General features: G+C 74.2%; 17 protein-coding genes and 4 pseudogenes. 8 read left to right on the forward strand and 13 right to left on the reverse strand.

Annotated elements, in window-relative coordinates:
- Positions 1-3: 3 nt before the first annotated feature.
- The 5 genes from KPL57_RS60870 to KPL57_RS60890 are packed head-to-tail and all read right to left on the reverse strand — an operon-like array spanning position 4 to position 3,331.
- Positions 4-384 (reverse strand): hypothetical protein, encoded by a 381-nt coding sequence (locus KPL57_RS60870; protein WP_226358947.1) that lies wholly within the window; start codon positions 382-384, stop codon positions 4-6.
- Positions 381-1,616: an ArsA family ATPase gene (locus tag KPL57_RS60875; RefSeq protein WP_226358948.1), complete on the reverse strand. Its 1,236-nt coding sequence runs from the start codon at positions 1,614-1,616 to the stop codon at positions 381-383. Before KPL57_RS60875 ends, KPL57_RS60870 begins: the two co-directional genes overlap by 4 nt.
- Before the next feature lie 43 nt (positions 1,617-1,659).
- Complete coding sequence (locus KPL57_RS60880; protein ID WP_020623841.1) at positions 1,660-2,097, reverse strand: SRPBCC family protein; 438 nt, start codon at positions 2,095-2,097, stop codon at positions 1,660-1,662.
- A gap of 20 nt (positions 2,098-2,117) precedes the next feature.
- A complete protein-coding gene (locus KPL57_RS60885; protein WP_226358949.1) occupies positions 2,118-2,912 on the reverse strand; it encodes a metallophosphoesterase in 795 nt (264 codons plus the stop codon).
- 2 nt (positions 2,913-2,914) lie between these two features.
- Entirely contained in the window at positions 2,915-3,331 is a 417-nt protein-coding gene (locus KPL57_RS60890; RefSeq protein WP_020623843.1) for a hypothetical protein, read from the reverse strand.
- A gap of 207 nt (positions 3,332-3,538) precedes the next feature.
- Here KPL57_RS60890 and KPL57_RS60895 point away from each other — a divergent pair, with 207 nt between their 5' ends.
- The gene (locus tag KPL57_RS60895) at positions 3,539-5,383 is read left to right on the forward strand and encodes a long-chain fatty acid--CoA ligase (RefSeq protein ID WP_075307252.1); all 1,845 of its coding nucleotides are present in this window, start codon (positions 3,539-3,541) and stop codon (positions 5,381-5,383) included.
- Positions 5,384-5,426: 43 nt separating this feature from the next.
- On the opposite strand, the gene KPL57_RS60900 is transcribed toward KPL57_RS60895, so the two are convergent.
- Positions 5,427-6,569: a glycosyltransferase family 4 protein gene (locus KPL57_RS60900; RefSeq protein WP_226358950.1), complete on the reverse strand. Its 1,143-nt coding sequence runs from the start codon at positions 6,567-6,569 to the stop codon at positions 5,427-5,429.
- 397 nt (positions 6,570-6,966) lie between these two features.
- Between KPL57_RS60900 and KPL57_RS60905 the strand changes: the two genes are divergently transcribed.
- Entirely contained in the window at positions 6,967-7,296 is a 330-nt protein-coding gene (locus KPL57_RS60905) for a hypothetical protein (RefSeq protein ID WP_226358951.1), read from the forward strand.
- Between the two features lie 4 nt (positions 7,297-7,300).
- On the opposite strand, the gene KPL57_RS60910 is transcribed toward KPL57_RS60905, so the two are convergent.
- Both KPL57_RS60910 and KPL57_RS60915 read right to left on the reverse strand, forming a co-directional pair.
- Entirely contained in the window at positions 7,301-8,794 is a 1,494-nt protein-coding gene (locus tag KPL57_RS60910) for an NYN domain-containing protein (protein ID WP_226358952.1), read from the reverse strand.
- 135 nt (positions 8,795-8,929) lie between these two features.
- Positions 8,930-9,172: a hypothetical protein gene (locus tag KPL57_RS60915; RefSeq protein WP_226358960.1), complete on the reverse strand. Its 243-nt coding sequence runs from the start codon at positions 9,170-9,172 to the stop codon at positions 8,930-8,932.
- On the opposite strand from KPL57_RS60915, the gene KPL57_RS73455 reads away from it, so the two are divergent.
- From KPL57_RS73455 to KPL57_RS60930, 3 genes and pseudogenes are all read left to right on the forward strand, one after another.
- Entirely contained in the window at positions 9,101-9,397 is a 297-nt protein-coding gene (locus tag KPL57_RS73455) for a hypothetical protein (RefSeq protein ID WP_374203967.1), read from the forward strand. The two genes, KPL57_RS60915 and KPL57_RS73455, sit on opposite strands and share 72 nt — an antisense overlap.
- A gap of 266 nt (positions 9,398-9,663) precedes the next feature.
- A pseudogene (locus KPL57_RS71280) lies at positions 9,664-9,795 on the forward strand (hypothetical protein); the annotation flags it as partial.
- 95 nt (positions 9,796-9,890) lie between these two features.
- Positions 9,891-10,694 (forward strand): hypothetical protein, encoded by an 804-nt coding sequence (locus tag KPL57_RS60930; protein ID WP_226358961.1) that lies wholly within the window; start codon positions 9,891-9,893, stop codon positions 10,692-10,694.
- A 169-nt stretch (positions 10,695-10,863) separates the two neighbouring features.
- Here the strand turns inward: KPL57_RS60930 and KPL57_RS60935 are convergent.
- The 5 genes and pseudogenes from KPL57_RS60935 to KPL57_RS60950 form a co-directional block, all read right to left on the reverse strand.
- Positions 10,864-12,580, reverse strand: a pseudogene (locus KPL57_RS60935) (cytochrome bc complex cytochrome b subunit).
- Positions 12,577-12,906: a Rieske (2Fe-2S) protein gene (locus KPL57_RS71285; protein WP_308253310.1), complete on the reverse strand. Its 330-nt coding sequence runs from the start codon at positions 12,904-12,906 to the stop codon at positions 12,577-12,579. Before KPL57_RS71285 ends, KPL57_RS60935 begins: the two are co-directional and overlap by 4 nt.
- Positions 12,907-13,103: 197 nt before the next feature.
- Positions 13,104-13,652, reverse strand: a pseudogene (locus tag KPL57_RS71290) (menaquinol-cytochrome C reductase); the annotation flags it as partial.
- Positions 13,653-13,708: 56 nt separating this feature from the next.
- Positions 13,709-14,497: a c-type cytochrome gene (locus KPL57_RS60945; protein ID WP_226358953.1), complete on the reverse strand. Its 789-nt coding sequence runs from the start codon at positions 14,495-14,497 to the stop codon at positions 13,709-13,711.
- A 141-nt stretch (positions 14,498-14,638) separates the two neighbouring features.
- Positions 14,639-15,207: pseudogene (locus tag KPL57_RS60950) on the reverse strand (heme-copper oxidase subunit III).
- On the opposite strand from KPL57_RS60950, the gene KPL57_RS71295 reads away from it, so the two are divergent.
- The 3 genes from KPL57_RS71295 to trpD form a co-directional block, all read left to right on the forward strand.
- Entirely contained in the window at positions 15,107-15,427 is a 321-nt protein-coding gene (locus tag KPL57_RS71295; protein WP_226358962.1) for a hypothetical protein, read from the forward strand. The pseudogene KPL57_RS60950 and the gene KPL57_RS71295 overlap by 101 nt on opposite strands.
- 70 nt (positions 15,428-15,497) lie before the next feature.
- Entirely contained in the window at positions 15,498-15,893 is a 396-nt protein-coding gene (locus tag KPL57_RS60960) for a response regulator (RefSeq protein ID WP_020625131.1), read from the forward strand.
- Positions 15,894-15,916: 23 nt separating this feature from the next.
- Positions 15,917-16,615, forward strand: a 699-nt coding sequence (trpD, locus tag KPL57_RS60965; protein WP_226358954.1) for an anthranilate phosphoribosyltransferase, incomplete at its 3' end; no start/stop codon positions are given.

Consider the following 16,615-nt stretch of genomic DNA (forward strand, 5'->3'; position numbering starts at 1 on the left):
GGCTCACGTCCGGTGCACCACGATCCGCTGGACCGAGCGACCGCTGCCCTGCGGCCGGCGGGACTCCCGACGCGCGGGCGAGGCGGCCTCCTCCAGCAGCGCGACGAGCACGGCGAGCAGCCCGGTGGCGTGGTCGGCGAGCCGGGTGACCAGCTCCGACCGCTCCCCCCGCACGACGGCGATCAGCGCGCACACCGGACAGGCGGTGCAGGAGCCCGCGGCGCCGGGGCCGGGGTCGACGCCCGTGGCCTGCAGCGAGTCCGACATGGCCTCGGTGGCGGTGCGCAGCCGGTCGAGCAGCGCCACCGCGGTGACCCGCAGGTCCTCCGGGATGGCGCCGTGGGCGCCGCAGTGCGTGCCGCCCCGGGTGTCGCGGCCGCTCACGAGGTCATCCAGGTGCCCGGGTCGGGGACGAAGGAGATCACCAGGCGGGCGTCGGAGCCGTGGCCCTCCAGCCGGGCGCCGGTGGCCTCGCAGCGGCGCAGCACCGACGGCAGCGAGACCACGCGCCGGGAGAACCCGATGCCGACGACCATGTCGTCGCCGACCCGGGCGAGGTCCAGCGGCGCGTCCTGGGCGCCGGGCAGCGCCACGTCGAGCTCGAACTCGGTGTCGGCGGAGACCCCGTGACCGGCGGTGCGCCGGAGCTCCATCAGCGGCCGCGACGGGGCGTCGTCGGCCGTGCCCGCGGGGTCGTCGTCGCCGTAGACGGAGTGGGCCAGCTCGCGCAGTGCGGCGACGCCGGTCGGCTCGGCGGCGGTGTAGCGGACCGCCGTCACCGGCACGTCCGCGCCGAGCTCGCCCAGCTCGGCGAGCACGGACTGCTGCTCGGCGGCACGTTCGCGCAGCCAGCGGGCGGCGGGCCCGCGCAGCGACGGCGGCGGGCCCGGCATCACCCGGTTCGCCAGCAGCCCGTCGACCCGCAGCTCGTGCAGGGCGAGCGCGGTCAGGGTCCGGCGGGTCTCGGCCGCGACGACCCGCTCCGGGGTCAGCACCAGCCGGATCGAGGTGCGGGAGCGGTCCGCGAGCAGCCCGCGCAGGCCGCGCAGCTGCTCGGCCAGCACACCGAGCGCGTCGACGGTGCGCTCCCAGCCCGCGCCGTCGGCCTTCGCGCCGGCGAGTCCGGCGACCAGACCGCGCACGGCGCGCCGGTGTGCGGGGAACAGCCGCTCCAGGTAACCCGACAGCGCCTCGGGCAGGGTGAGCAGCCGCAGCGTCTCCGCGGTCGGCCCGCAGTCGACGACGACGACGTCGAAGCGGCCGGAGTCGGCGAAGCGCTGCACCTCGACGAGCGCGAGGAGGTCCTCGACGCCGGGCAGCACGGTCAGCTCGTCGGCGACGAGCTCGTCCACCCCGGCCCCGGCGAGCATCGTGCGCAGGTGCCCCTGCAGGTCCCCCCAGGCGCCCTCGAGCAGGTGCCGGGCCTCGATGTGGGCGCCCCACAGGTTGTCGGTGACCTCGGTGGGATCGGCGTCCAGCGCGTCGCCGAGGGAGTGCGCCGGGTCGGTGGACACGACCAGCGCCGACCGCCCGGTCCCGGCGACGTGCGCGGCCGGCGCGGCGGCCAGGGTCGTCTTGCCGACCCCGCCCTTGCCGGTGAAGAGCACCACACGCACAGCGCGGAGCCTAACGATCGTGTCCGGGTCGCCGCCGACCGGCTCAGCCCTTCTCGACGCGGCGCTTGAGCCCCTTCAGGGCCGCGTCGATGATCACTTTCTCCGCCTTGCGACGGAGCATCCCGATCATCGGGAAGTTGACCTCGACGCTGAGCTCGTAGGTGACGGTGGTGCCGCCGGCGTCGCCGACCAGCCGGTACGCGCCGTCCTGAGCGCGCTGGATGCCGCCCTTGACCAGCGTCCACGACACCGAGCGGTCGTCGGCGGCCCAGTCGTAGTCGAGGGTGTAGGTGTCCTTGATGGCCCCGGCGTCCATCGCGAAGCGGACCTGGCGGGCGCGGCCGTCGGCACCGGCGTCGAGGATCTCGACGCTGGTGATCTGGTCGGTCCACTCGGGGTAGGACGCGAAGTCCGCGATCACCGCCATGACCCGCTCCGGCGGGGCGTCGATGTGGATCGAGGACGAGGTCGCGTCGGCCATGGCGGGAGGCTATCCGGTGGTCAGAACCGGAGCACGTAGGGCGTGCCGTGCGCACGGAAGTGTCCGGCGTTGACGCATTCGGTGCGGCCGACCCGGGTGCGCCGGCGCAGCGGCTGGTGCACGTGGCCGAACAGCGCGTGCGAGGGCTGCTCGGCCCGGATCCGCGCGGCCAGCGGGGCACTGGCGATCTCGGCGCGGCGGGTGACGACGTCGTAGGTCAGGCCCGGGAGCGCCGGCGGGACGTGGGTGCACAGCACGTCGGCCGGGCCGAGCGTGTCCAGGCGGGCGGTCCAGTCCTCGTGGGCCACGAAGTGCGGCTGCCAGGGACCGGTGCGGCGCGGGTCGACCCCGGGCGGCAGCGGCACCCCGCCGAGGAAGCCGAACCGGCGGCCACCGATCTCGACGACCCGTCCGTCGGCGCGGGTGACGCCCTCGGTCTCGGGCCAGGCGTCGGGGACGTCGACGTTGCCGGGGATCGCCCACACCGGCACCCCGAGCCCGCCCAGCACCCCGAAGACCTCGGCGTACTGGGCGGCGACGGCCTCGGCGACGGCGGCCGCCGGGTCGGTGAACCGGGCCCAGGAACGCTCCAGCAGGCCCAGCATCTGCGTGCGCGGCGCCCCGATCCGGCGCATCCGGCCGAACTCGGCGGCGACCTCGGACCCGAGCAGCCGGGAGATGATCCCGTTGGCCGGGTCGCGGTAGTCGATGAATTCCAACAGGTCACCGAGCACGAGCACGCCGTCGGCGCCCTCGGCGGCGCGGGCGAGCGGCGTGGTGGCGCCGTGGACGTCGGTGACGACGTGCAGCCGCACGCTCAGGCCGTCCGGTCCGGCCGGAACGCCGACGGCGCGACGCCCGCAGGGCGCCCGCCCTCCAGGCGTCGCTTGAGCGCGAAGGCGTGCGCCTTGAACGCGCGGTGCCGCCGGTCGGACTCCGCGCGCAGCCACCGGCGGCGCCGCAGCCGCCCGCGGGGCGGCGGGCCGTGCGGGTCCGCGCGCAGGAAGAAGTGCAGGACGGTGCCGTCGCCCTCCGGTTCGCACCAGACCTCCATGGTCCCCACCAGCGCGCCGGTCACGGTCCAGCGCAGCCCGGCCGGTCCGCGGTCGTGTGCGACCTCGGGGCGCAGGTCGGGCCAGTACGACGGCCACCGGGCCGGGTCGGCGAACTCCGCCGCGACCCGCTCGCGGGGCACGGCCAGGAAGGTCTCGTCGATCACGTCGATCGCGGGCACCGGGTCAGCGTGCCACCCCGTGCGACGGCCCCGGTCACGGGTACCGTCGCGGGCCGGGCCGGACCGGCGGATCAGCTCGTGGATCCGGTATGTCCAGTTCGATGTACGCAGGTCCTACTCTCCGGTAAGTTCTGCCGGAAGGTGTCGCCGCAGCCGTCGCGGCGACCGTGTTCTCAGCCTGTCGAGGCCGCCAGGAGGTCGATCCCCGTGCGTGAGTACAGCGTTCCCGCCGCGGTGTCAGTGGGAGACGAGGAATCGCTCTCGGACGCCGTGTTCGACAATGCCGCGCAGCACCCGTCGGACGTGCTCTACCGCCGCAAGGCCACGGACGGGACCTGGTCGGAGGTGACCGCGGCCGAGTTCGCCGAGCAGGTCACCCGGGTCGCGGCCGGGCTGATCGCCGCTGGTGTGCAGGCCGGGGACCGGGTCGCGCTGCTGTCGCGGACCCGCTACGAGTGGACCCTGTTCGACTACGCGATCCTCGCCGCGGGCGGGGTCACCGTCCCGATCTACGAGACCTCCTCGCCGGACCAGATCTCCTGGATCGTGTCGAACTCCGGCGCGGTCGGGATCGTCGTCGAGACCGCCGACCACGCCGCGGCGCTGGAGAAGGTCCGCGGGGACCTGCCGTCGCTGCGCACCGTGTGGCAGATCGAGCCCGCCGGGTCGGCGCCGGACGCCCCCTCGGCGGTGGAGCAGCTGCGCGGCCTGGGCTCGGACACCCCGGACGCCGTGGTCCACGAGCGCCGGGGCGCGGTGCGCGCGGACGACCTGTGCACCCTGATCTACACCTCGGGCACGACCGGCCGGCCCAAGGGCTGCGAGCTCACCCACCGCAACATGCTCTCCGAGATCCGGACGATCGCCGCGACGATCCCGCACCTGTTCGAGCCGGGCGACTCGGTGCTGCTGTTCCTGCCGCTCGCGCACGTGTTCGGCAAGGCCATCCAGTGCGGCTGCCTGGCCACCCGCACCGTCGTCGGGCACACCCCCGACGTCAAGAACCTGCTGCCCGACCTGGCGGAGTTCCGGCCGACCTTCCTGCTCGCCGTGCCGCGGGTGTTCGAGAAGGTCTACAACGGGGCCCGGCTCAAGGCGCACAACGACGGCAAGGGGAAGATCTTCGACGCCGCCGCCGACACCGCGATCGCCTACTCCGAGGCGCTCGACGCGGGCGGCCCGGGGCTGCTGCTCAAGGCCCGGCACGCGCTGTTCGACAAGCTCGTCTACGGCAAGCTGCGCGCCGCCGTCGGCGGGAACGTCAAGGCCGCGGTGTCGGGATCGGCGCCGCTGGGTGCGCGGCTGGGCCACTTCTTCCGCGGCATCGGCCTGCCGGTCCTGGAGGGCTACGGCCTGACCGAGACCACCGCGGGCATCACCCTGAACACCCTCGACGCCCAGCGGGTCGGCTCGGTCGGACGCCCGGTGCCCGGCTGCGCGGTCCGGATCGCCTCCGACGGCGAGATCATGCTGCGCGGCGACATCGTCTTCCGCGGCTACTGGGACAACGAGGAGGCCTCGGCCGAGGCCCTGGAGTCCGACGGCTGGTTCCACTCCGGTGACATCGGCGAGCTCGACGACGGCGGCTTCCTCACGATCACCGGCCGCAAGAAGGAGATCATCGTCACCGCGGGCGGCAAGAACGTCGCCCCGGCCGTGCTCGAGGACCGCCTGCGGGCGCACCCGTTGGTCGGGCAGTGCATCGTGATCGGTGACCAGAAGCCGTTCATCTCCGCGCTGGTCACGATCGACCCGGACGCCCTGCCGGGCTGGCGCGAACGCAACGGCAAGCCAGCCGGCGACGGGAGCTCGGCCGCCGACCTCGTCGACGATCCGGAGCTGCGCGGCGAGATCGCGGCCGCGGTCGAGGACGCCAACCAGGCTGTCTCGCGGGCCGAGCAGATCCGCAAGTTCACGATCCTGCCGCACGACTTCAGCGAGGCGGGCGGCGAGCTGACGCCGACGATGAAGGTCAAGCGCAAGGTCGTCGTGGAGTCCTACTCCGACGAGATCGAGGCGCTCTACGCGGGGACCACCGCCGACAAGGGCTGACCCTCCACCGACGCCCTCCTCCCGGCGACGGCGGGTCGCGCGCTCAGCGCGGCCCGTCGTCGCCGGTCAGGAAGCCGTGCAGCCGCGCCGCCGACGACGGTCCGCCCCAGAGCCGACGGACGCGGGCCCGCCCGGCGCGACCCATCGCCGTCGCGCGGGCGGGATCGGCGAGCAGGTCCGCTACCCGGTCGGCGACGGCGGCGACGTCCCGTCCCGCCACGACGTGGCCGGTCACGCCGTCCTCGACGGTCTCCGGTGCTCCGCCGGAGTCCCCCGCGACGACGGGCAGTCCCGACGCCGCGGCCTCGAGCAGCGCGATCCCCAGCCCCTCGACGTCGAGCCCGCGCAGGTGGGTGCGGCACGGCAGGGCGAACACGTCCCCGGCGGCGTGGTGCGCGGCGAGCTCGGCGGCCGGCACCCCGCCGGTGGACACCACGGCGTCGGCGACCCCGGCCCGGGCCGCCAGTGCGCGCAGCCGGTCCCGGTAGGGCCCGCCGCCGACGAGCAGCAGCCGGGCGCCCGGCACCCGCGCGCGGATCCTCGGCAGCGCCGCGACCAGCACGTCCTGGCCCTTGCGCGGCACCAACCGGGACACGCACGACACCACCGGTGCGTCCCCGAGCCGGTAGCGGGCCCGGACCGCGGCGCGGGCGGCCGGGTCGGGCGCGAAGCGCACGGTGTCCACCGGCGGCGGCAGGACCTCGACGGCCGCGTCCGGGCCGAGCGCACCGGCGAGCCGGCCGCGGGTCCAGTGCGAGACCGTGGTGACGACGTCGGCGTCCCGGCCGATCCGGCGCAGCGCCCGACGCGCGCCGGGCAGCATCGACCAGCCGACCTCGTGGCCGTGCGTGGTGGCGACGACCCGCTCCACCCCCGCGTGGCGGCGCAGGTACGGGCCGAGCAGCCCCAGCGGTGCGGCCGCGCCGAACCAGACGGTCCGGGCGTCGTGCTCGCGGGCCAGCTCCGCGGCGCGCCGGGCGACCTCGGGGACCGGCAGCATCAGCGACGACCGGTGCCGGTGCACGGGGAACGGCAGCCCGGCGTCGTGGGCGGCGGCGCCGCGCCAGGCGGGGGCGTGGACGGCGAGGGTCTCCGGCGGGAGCGCGCGGGCGAGGTCGGACAGGTAGGACTGGATGCCGCCGGGGCGGGGCGGGAAGTCGTTGGTCACCAGCAGCGTGCGCGCCACGGTCGGCGACGCTAGTCCCCGACGGGGCGGCGGCCCCCGGTGGTCACCGGCGGGCCGGGCGGCGGGGTCGGAGCGGCGGGGTCGGAGCGGCGGCTCCGCACGCGCACGGCGCGTCGGGGATGCGGGCCGCCGTCCGACACTCCGGGGAGCGGACGAGTTCCGCGTCCTCACCGCTGCGTGACCGGAGCGGTCACCCGCCGGCGTGGCACTGCTCCGCAGGAGTGGTGCCGGTCGCCCGACGGGACAGCTGGTGAGGATGTCGTGCTGTTCAGGTGAACGAGCGCGGCCGCCCGCGGTGACGGTCCGGCCCGGCATTTCTCCGGCGCGGCCATTCTGTCGGACCCCTCCCCTAGCGTCCGCGGTACTCGACCACCTCGGGTCCGACGAAGGAGGAGCCATGATCGTCGACTGCGATCGCTGCGAGGTCCGCGGTGCCGCGTGCGGTGACTGCGTCATCGGGGTGCTGCTGGAGGTCCCGGAGGACGACCGACCGATCCCCTATCTCCCCGTCGACCTGCCGGCCGGCTCGGTGGACACGAGCGTGGGCACGGCCGGGGCCCCGGTGGAGTTCGCCGAGCCGGAGCGCCGGGCGTTGCAGGTGCTGGCCGAGGGCGGCCTCATCCCGCACCTGCGCCTGGTCGAGCGGGGCGCACCGGCACGCACCACGCTGCCGATGCCGGTGGTCCCGCCGGCCGGGCGCCGGACCCGGCACCGTGACGTGGGGTGACCGGTCAGCCGCCGAGGCGGCGCAGCAGCACCGCGGACGCCACGGTGTGCGCGCCCCGGCGGCGCACCGAGCGCACGAGCTCCTGGTCCGAGGTCGCCACCAGCAGCGGCCTGCCCGCCGGTTCGGCGGCGACGAGGTCGCGGACGACGTCGTCGGCGATCACCCCGGCGTCGCTGAACAGCACCCGTACCCCGCGGCTGCCGCGCACCGGCGCGGCGATCACCGCGGCGCCGTCGAACACGACGGTGATCTCGGCCCCGGTGCGGGCGCCCAGGGCGCTGAGCTGGGCCACCAGCCGGGAGCGCTGGTCGGCCAGCGGCAGGTCCGGGTAGCCGGTCTTGCTGACGTTGTAGCCGTCGACGATGAGGTGCACCGACGGCACGCTCAGCAGCGCGTCCAGCGCGGCCAGCCCGTCTACGGGTGCCGCGGCGCGTGCGCCCGCCGCGCGGTCGCCCGTGCCCGCGACCAGGTCCGCCGGCCGCGGTCCGCCCGCGCCGATGTCGAGCTCGCGGCGCAGGCCCGAGATCGCGCCGCTGACGGTGTCGAGCAGCAGCTCCAGGCGCACCTCGTCGCCGCGACGGGCCTCGCGGGCGGCCTGGCGGGCGGCGGCGACCTGACCGGCCGCGGCCTCGGCCCTGCGGCGTTCCCGGTCGGCGCGCTCGCGCTCGGCGGCGGTCTCGGCGCGGGCCCGGGCGAGCTCCTCGTCGACGCCGACGCGCAGCCGCGCGACCTCCGCCTCCAGCTCGCTGCGGGCGTCGAGCGCGGCACGCAGCCGGGCACCCTGGTCGCTGACCCGCCGGCGCATCTGCAGGTACTCGGTCTCCCGCTCACCGACGAGCATGCGGGCCCGCTCCCGTTCCTCGACCAGCTCCGCACGAGCCCGTTCGAGCTCGGCGGTGAGCTTGTCGACCTTGGCCAGTGCCTCGTCGCGCTCGGCGCGCAGGTTCGCCAGGTCCGCGGTCTGTCCCACCTCCGCGACCCGCCGGTCCGCGAGCGGGTCGGCGGTGAGCAGCGCGACCGCGGCCGCATCGAGCTTGTCGACGGGCGCGGGCAGCGGCCCGGCCCCCTCCGCGGCTCCGGCGTCGCCGGCGGGCGCGCCGGTCCCGTCCGGGGACGGGTCGTCGGTGGGCCGTGGCGTGGAGGTCTCGGGGAGCTCCAGCTCACCGGGCCGGTTCTCGGCCCACCAGGCCACCACCGCGGCCCGGAACGCCGCGTCCTGCTGGAGCCGGGCCACCAGCACCTGCCCGCCGAGGCGGGCCCGCTTGGCGGGGGTGAACCGGGCGAAGCGGCGCAGCGGGGTGGGGACCTCCCCGGGCGGCAACCCGCCCAGCGCGGTGCCCGCGATCTCCGCGAGCCGGGCCCGCAGCGGGGCGGGCAGCTCCGGCCAGTCGCCCGCGGCCGGTCCGCCGGGGCCCTCCCCGTCACGGGTACCGTCCTCGGCGCACGACGGCGGCCCGGAGCGCGTGGGCTCCGGTCGCTCCGTGTCGTCGTGCGCCATCTCTCCAGGTTATCCCCGCCCGCCCCGGACCGCCGTCGGCGCGGCCGTCCCCGTACGGGGCGTGCCCGATCGGTGGCGGTGTCGCGCCCGCCCGGGTCCCGGCCGGGCGTTCGAACATACTGTCGGACCCGACGGCTACGGTGCGGGCGTGACCTCCTGCTCCCCGCAGCTCACCTTCGACGAGCTGGGCACGCCGCTGCGCGACGTCACCTTCTGCGTGGTGGACCTGGAGACGACCGGCGGCAGCCACCGCGGACCGACGCGATCACCGAGGTCGGCGCCGTCGCCGTCCGCGGCGGCAGCCGGATCTCCGAGCTCGGCACCCTGGTCGATCCGGGCGTGCGGATCCCCGCCGACATCACCCCGCCTGACCGGCATCACCACGGCGATGCTGCACGGCGCACCGCCGCTGGGGCGCGGTCCTGCCGTCGGTACTGCGACATGCTCCGCGGCTCGGTCCTGGTGGCGCACAACGCCCCGTTCGACGCCGGGTTCCTCAAGGCCGCCTGCGAGCGCCTCGACCGCCCTGGCCCCGCCCCCCGGTCCTGTGCACCGCCCGGCTCGCCCGTGCCGTGCTCCCGCACGCCGAGTGCCCCAGCGTGAAGCTGGGGGTCCTGGCCCGGCACTTCGGGTGTGCCACCACCCCGGACCACCGGGCGCTGACCGACGCCCAGGGCGACCGTCGAGGTGCTGCACCACCTGCTGGAGCGGATCGGGAACCTGGGCGTGCAGAGCCTGGAGGAGCTGCTGCAGCTCGTGCGGGACCGGGCCCCGCACCGGCCCACCACCGCCCAGCGCGCCGCAGGCACCTGGCGAACGACGTGCCCTCCGCGCCCGGGGTGTACCTGTTCCGCGGCGGCGACGGCCAGGTGCTCTACGTCGGCACCAGCGGTGACCTGCACCGGCGGGTGCGGTCGTACTTCACCGCCGGGGAGAAGCGCCGCCGGGTCCGGGACATGCTCGCCCGGGCCGAGAAGGTCGACACGGTGGTCTGCGCGCACGCCCTGGAGGCCTCGGTGCGCGAGCTGGCCCTCATCGCCGCGCACCGCCCGCCGTACAACCGGCGCTCGCGCAACCCGGCCGGGCCTACTGGGTGGTGCCGACGGCGGAGGCGTTCCCGCGGCTGTCGGTCGTCGCCACCCCGCGGGCGGGCGCTCTGGGCCCGTTCGGGTCGCAGCGGGCCGCGACCGACGTGCTCGACGCGGCGCTGGACGCGCTGCCGCTGCGCCGGTGCACGATCCGCATCCCGGCCCGGAACCCGTCGGCGACACCGTGCGCGCTGCACGAGCTGGGCCGCTGCGCCGCGCCGTGCGCCGGTCTGCAGCCGGCCGAGGACTACGCGCCCGCCGTGCACGCCTGGGGTCGACCTCGTGGCGGGCAAGGACGACGGCCCGCTGCGGGTGCTGGCCGCCGAGGTCGACGACCGGTCCGCGGGGCGGGCGCTACGAGGCCGCCGCACGGGCCCGGGGACCGGCTGGCCACGCTGGCCGCCGGGGTCGACCGGGGCACCACCCCTGGCCGCGCTCGCGGGGATCGACGAGCTGGTCGGCGCCCGCCCGACGGCCGGGCGGCTGGGAGCTCGCCGTGCTGCGGCACGGACGGCTCGCCGCGGCGGGCACCGCGCCGCGCGGGGGTGCGGCCGATGCCGGTCGTCGAGGCGCTGCGGGCCGGCGCGCAGACTGTCCTGCCGGGCGACGGGCCGCTGCGCGGGGCCCCGTCGGAGGAGGTCCGGATCCTGCACCGCTGGCTCACCAGCGGCGGGACCCGGCTGGTGTACTGCGACCCGCCGTGGGCGGAGCCGGCGTGGGGCGGGGGCGCCTGGCGCACCTGGGCCGAGCGGGCCCGGGAGGCCTCGCACCGCACCGGTGACCGCTCCCCCGACGAACCGGCCGGGGTCTGAGGTCGCACGGAGACCGCACGGGGGCCGGGCCGCACCGAAGCCGCACTGAAGCCGCACCGAAGCCACACGGAGGTCGTAGGGAGCTCGCACGGACGACGGCGGCCCGCCGGAGACCGGGTCTCCGGCGGGGCCGCCGTGGAGTGCTTCCGGGCCGGGGCCCGGGCCGTGCTCAGTCGCGCGGCTGCTGCGGACGACCACCGTCGTCCGGGCGGCCCGCGAGCTCACCGTGCCCGGACTCGAGCTCCGCCCGCGCCTCGTGACGCCGGCGGGACTCCTCGAGCTCGCGCTCGTGGGCCTCGTGGCGGGCCGCGGCCAGCGCACGGGACTCCTCGACCGGGTCGGGCGTGAGCAGCGAACCGGAGACCGGCTCACCCGCCGAGCCCAGCTGGTTCATCCGCTTGGGCACCGAGGCGCCCTGGTACTCCAGCGGGATGGCGTGGCCGTGCGCGTCGACGCCGCCCAGCGGCTGGTGCACCTCGATGAACTCGCCGTGCGGGAGCCGCTTGATGATGCCCGTCTCGATGCCGTGCTCCAACACCGCGCGGTCCGACCGCTGCAGACCGATGCACCAGCGGTAGGCCACCCAGTACACGATCGGCGGCACGACGAGCAGACCGATGCGGCCGGCCCACGTCGTCGCGTTCAGCGAGATGTGGAAGAAGTACGAGATCCAGTCGTTGAACCCGCACATCACGAGCCACAGGTAGAACGAGATCGCCATGGCGCCGAGCGCGGTCCGGACCGGCACGTCGCGCGGGCGCTGCAGCAGGTTGTGGATCGCGTCGTCGCCGGTGAAGCGCCGCTCGATCGACGGGTAGGCACCCGCGAGCACGAACAGCACCGGCAGGAAGCCCGCGGTGGGGATGAACGCCGCCGGGATCGTGTACGTCCCGAACAGGTAGAACTCCCACGGCGGGAAGATCCGGCCCATGCCCTCGGACCACAGCATGTAGAAGTCCGGCTGCGACCCGGCGGAGATGTGCGAGGCGTCGTACGGGCCGAGGTGCCAGATGGGGTTCATCTGGAACAGCCCCGAGATCAGCGCCAGCACACCGGCGACGACGAAGAAGAACGCGCCGCCCTTCGCCGCGAACTGCGGCATGATCCGCACGCCGACGACGTTGTTCTCGGTCCGGCCGGGGCCGGGGAACTGGGTGTGCTTCTGGTACCACACCAGCCCGAGGTGCACGGCGATCAGCGCGAGGATGATCCCGGGCAGGATCAGCACGTGGATGATATAGAGCCGCGGGATGATCTCGGTCCCGGGGAACTCGCCGCCGAACAGCGCCCAGTGCACCCAGGTGCCCATGATCGGCACGGTCAGCGTGATGCCCGAGGCGATGCGCAGACCCACACCGGAGAGCAGGTCGTCCGGCAGGGAGTAGCCGGTGAAGCCGGCGAAGGTGCCCAGCAGGATCAGCACGATCCCGATGGTCCAGTTGGCCTCGCGCGGCTTGCGGAACGCTCCGGTGAAGAACACCCGGAACATGTGGATGATCATCGCCGCGACGAACAGCAGCGCCGCCCAGTGGTGCAGCTGGCGCATGAACAGCCCGCCGCGGACCTCGAGGGAGATCTCCAGGGCGGACTCGTAGGCACGCGACATGTGCACGCCGCGCAGCGGGTCGTACGGCCCGTTGTAGACGACCTCCTGCATGGAGGGGTCGAAGAACAGCGCCAGGTAGGTGCCCGACAGCAGCACGATGATGAAAGCTGTACAGGGCGATCTCGCCCAGCATGAACGACCAGTGGGTCGGGAAGACCTTGTTGAACTGCTTCCGCAGACCTGCGGCCGCGTGGTAGCGCTGGTCCGCCTGGTCGAGTGCTTCGCCGCCCTTGGCCGCGAGGCCCCCCGAGGAGGTGGTGGGTGTCGTGATCGAACTCATGTCGTCTTCGGCCTCTCCCAGAACGCGGGTCCGACGGGCTCCACGAAGTCGCTGCGGGCGACGAAGAAGCCCTCCTCGTTCACCGTGATCGGCAGCTGAGGCAACGGCCGGGCGGCCGGCCCGAAGACGGGCTCGGCATCCTGGGTGGCCAGGAACTGCGACTGGTGGCACGGGCAGAGAATGCGGTTGTCCTGCGCCTGGAACAGCGAGGTCGGGCATCCGAGGTGGGTGCAGACCTTCGACCAGGCGTAGAAGTCACCGTAGTTGAAGTTCTCCTGACCGGGGCGCTTCGTGACCTCGGTCCCGGGGCGGAGACGGATGAGCATGACCGGCGCGTCCGAGGCGCGCTGCGCGTGCAGCAGCTCCTCCTCGTTGCCCGCTCGCTCTCGCGGTACGGGAAGACCGTCATCATCGCGCCCGGCTCCATGTCCTCGGGTCGCACACGGGCGATCTCGGACAGGATGCCGGTGTCGGTGCGCAGGTAGACCGTCTCGCCGTTCTCCGGACGCCAGCCGGTGTGCCACAGCGGGGCGTTCTCACCCTCGGCCCACGGGTTCCGGATGATGCCGCCGAGCGCGACGACGCCGGTGCCGATTCCGGCGACGGCCGCCGCCAGCCCGGCGCTGCGGATGATCAGCTTGCGACGGCCGATCGTCGTGCCCTTGCCCGCGTCGGCGACCTGGGCCAGGAAGGTGGCGCGGTCGACGTCGGTGGACGGGCCGTCGTGGCGCTGCTGGACCGAGGTCTCGTCCGGGAAGAGCTTCTTCACCATCTGGATGACCGCGATGCCGATGGAGAGCACCGCGAACCCGAAGGTGAAGCCGATGACCGGGGTGTAGAGGTTGTAGAGCGCGTGGCCGGGCTCGCCGACGTTGACGTACTCCCACGGCCACGCGATGAACGCGACCACGAAGGCGATCATGGAGATCGCCGAGATGATGAACCACAGCGCGACCGAACGCTCGGCGCGCTTCTCCGCGCGGGTACCCGGGATCGGGAACGCCGGCGTGTTGTGCACGACCTCGACCTCGTCGAGCTCGCCGGCCAGACGGGCCAGCTGCTCGGGCGACATCTCGTCGAGCTCCTCCTTGGTCGGGCGACGGTCCGACCCGGTGCTGACTTCGCTGCTCAACTCTTCGCCCCCAACCAGATGGCGAACCCGACCAGACCGGACATCACGACGGCGAAGATGAAGACACCCTCGGCCGTCGGACCGAGACCCAGCAGCGAGTAGCCGCCCGGGTCGTTGGCGTGGTTCACCGACTTGATGTACGCGATGATGTCCTGCTTCTCCTGCGGCGTGAGCTGCTGGTCGGAGAAGCGCGGCATGTTCTGCGGGCCGGTCTGCATCGCGGTGTAGATCTGCTCCTCGCTGGCCGGCTCGAGCGCGGGAGCGTACTTGCCGGACGACAGCGCGCCGCCGACGCCGGTGAAGTTGTGGCACGAGGCGCAGTTCAGCCGGTACAGCACGCCACCACGGCCCGGGTCGTCGCCGCGCAGGGCCTCGCCGGTCGCGGCCGGTGTGACCGGCCCGCCGCCGTTGGCCTGCACGAACGCGCCCAGCGCCTCGAGGTTCGCCCGACCCTCCTGGGTCTCCGGGTCGAAGATCGGCAGCGGGTGCTTGCGGGCGGCCTGGGCCTCCTGGCGCGCCATCGGCATACGCCCCGAGGACACCTGGAAGTAGACCGCGGCGTCGCCGACGCCGATCAGGCTCGGGCCGCGCTCCTGGACACCCTGCAGGTTCGCGCCGTGGCACGTGATGCAGGTGTTGTTGTAGAGCTGCTCGCCCTTGGCGATCAGCGCGGTGTCCTGCTGGGCCTGGGCGACCTGCGGCTGCGGCGCGAAGGCGGCGTAGAGGAAACCGACGGACAGCAGGCCCAGCCCGATGGCGAGGGCGCCGGCGATGCGGCGCTTCACCTTGCCGTGCGGACGGGTGCGGCCCCGGCCTTCTCGTCCGGCCGTTCGACCGGTGGTGGGTTCTGGTTCTCGGTCATCGCTGGGGGTCTTCCAACCTCGACGTCGTGGCGGGTGCTGTCAGGGGACGGGCGGCGCGATCGGTCAGCGGATGAAGTAGATCGTGGCGAACAGCCCGATCCACACCACGTCGACGAAGTGCCAGTAGTAGGACACCACGATCGCCGCGGTGGCCTGGGCGGGCGTGAACTTGCTGAGCTTCGTGCGGATGATCAGGTACACGAACGCGACGAGGCCACCGACCACGTGCAGCCCGTGGAAGCCGGTCGCCAGGTAGAAGACCGACCCGTAGGCGCTCGAGGAGATCGTCGTCTCGTGCGAGGTGACCAGGGTGTAGTACTCGAACGCCTGGCCGAGCACGAAGAACGTCCCCATCGCCAGCGTCAGGGCGTACCAGCGACGCAGCCCGAACACGTCGCCGCGCTCGGCCGCGAACACGCCGAACTGGCAGGTGAACGAGGACGCCACCAGGACGAGGGTGACCACCAGTGCGTAGGGGACGTCGAGCTCGGTGGGCGGCGGCGGCCAGGGGCCGTCGTTCTGCGCCCGCGCGTGAAGTACATCGCGAACAGCCCGGCGAAGAACATCAGCTCGCTGGAGAGCCAGACGATGGTGCCGATGCTGACCAGGTTGGGGCGGTTCAGCGAATGGATCCGCGCGCTGATGTTGGGTGCCGCTGTCGTCACGTCGGGCATTATGACCCGAGCCGAACTTCTACGGCTTGTCGGGATACCCCTCACCGCATCACGATCGGCGAACGGACCCGATGATCGGGAACTCATCGCCTGGTCGGGACGACGGAGCGGCCGCCACGCGGCCCCGGCCCGGATCGCCGACACGACAACGTTCGGGGGTGTCGGGAGGTTCCCCTAGTATCGTCGGCGTGAGCGGACGAGCGGCAGAGATCGGCAGCGCGGCCGGGTCGGGGACGGGGACCAGCACGGTGCTGGTCTACAGCCACCGTCCCGAGGTCCGCGAGAGCATCATCGAGGCGGTCGGGCGGCGGCCCGCGCCGGACGTGGGCCGGGTGCGCTGGGTGGAGGCGGCCGGCATCGCCGAGGTCCTCGCGGCCTGCGACGCGGGTGAGGCCGACCTGCTGGTCCTCGACGGCGAGGCCCAGCCGACCGGCGGGATGGGCGTGGCCAAGCAGCTGCGTCACGAGATCGTCGACTGCCCGCCGATCGTGCTGACCGTCCGCCGCCGGGACGACCGCTGGCTCGCCACCTGGTCGGAGGCGGACGCCGTGCTGGTGCACCCGCTCGACCCGATCGAGGCGGCCGAGGTCGTCGCCCAGGTCCTGCGCGACCACCGGCCCGGCACCCTGACCCAGCAGCAGTAGCGAGACAGAGGACACCTCACGCCGTGAGCGCACCCACCTGGCCCTCCGTGATCGGCCGCCTGATGCGCGGCGAGGACGTCACCGCCGACGAGGCGACCTGGGCGATGGGTCAGGTGTTCGCCGGGGAGGCGACCCCGGCGCAGCTCGCCGGGTTCCTCGTCGCGCTGCGCGCGAAGGGCGAGACGCCCGCGGAGATCTCGGGCATGGCCGACGCGATGCTCGCCCATGCGCTGCGGGTGCACGTGCCCGGCCGCTCGGTCGACGTCGTCGGCACCGGCGGGGACCAGGCGCACACGGTGAACATCTCCACGATGGCGGCGATCGTCGTCGCGGCGGCGGGTGCGCCGGTCGTCAAGCACGGCGGGCGCGCGGCGTCGTCGCAGTGCGGGACGGCCGACGTGCTCGAGGAGCTGGGTGTCGCGATCGAGCTGACCCCTGCCGCGGTCGAACGGTGTGCCGCGGAGCTGGGGATCGCGTTCTGCTTCGCCCAGTCCTTCCACCCCGCCATGCGCTACGCAGGCGGGGTCCGTCGCGAGCTCGGGGTGCCGACCGCGATGAACCTGCTCGGGCCACTGTCCAACCCGGCCCAGCCCGAGACCGGTCTGATCGGCTGCGCCGACCCGCGGCACGCCGCGACGATGGCCGAGGTCTTCGCCCGGCGCGGCAAGTCGGTGCTGGTGGTGCGCGGCGACGACGGGCTCGACGAGCTGACCACCACCGGG

The organism is Pseudonocardia sp. ICBG601 (assembly GCF_020496245.1).

Excerpts from the sequence above, each read along its gene's own strand:
- KPL57_RS60880 (WP_020623841.1), bottom strand. The coding sequence starts at position 2,097 with ATGGCCGACGCGACCTCGTCCTCGATCCACATCGACGCCCCGCCGGAG.
- KPL57_RS60905 (WP_226358951.1), top strand. The coding sequence starts at position 6,967 with ATGATCGTCGACTGCGATCGCTGCGAGGTCCGCGGTGCCGCGTGCGGT.
- KPL57_RS60910 (WP_226358952.1), bottom strand. The coding sequence starts at position 8,794 with ATGGCGCACGACGACACGGAGCGACCGGAGCCCACGCGCTCCGGGCCG.
- KPL57_RS60915 (WP_226358960.1), bottom strand. The coding sequence starts at position 9,172 with ATGCCGGTCAGGCGGGGTGATGTCGGCGGGGATCCGCACGCCCGGATC.
- KPL57_RS71285 (WP_308253310.1), bottom strand. The coding sequence starts at position 12,906 with ATGCTCATCCGTCTCCGCCCCGGGACCGAGGTCACGAAGCGCCCCGGT.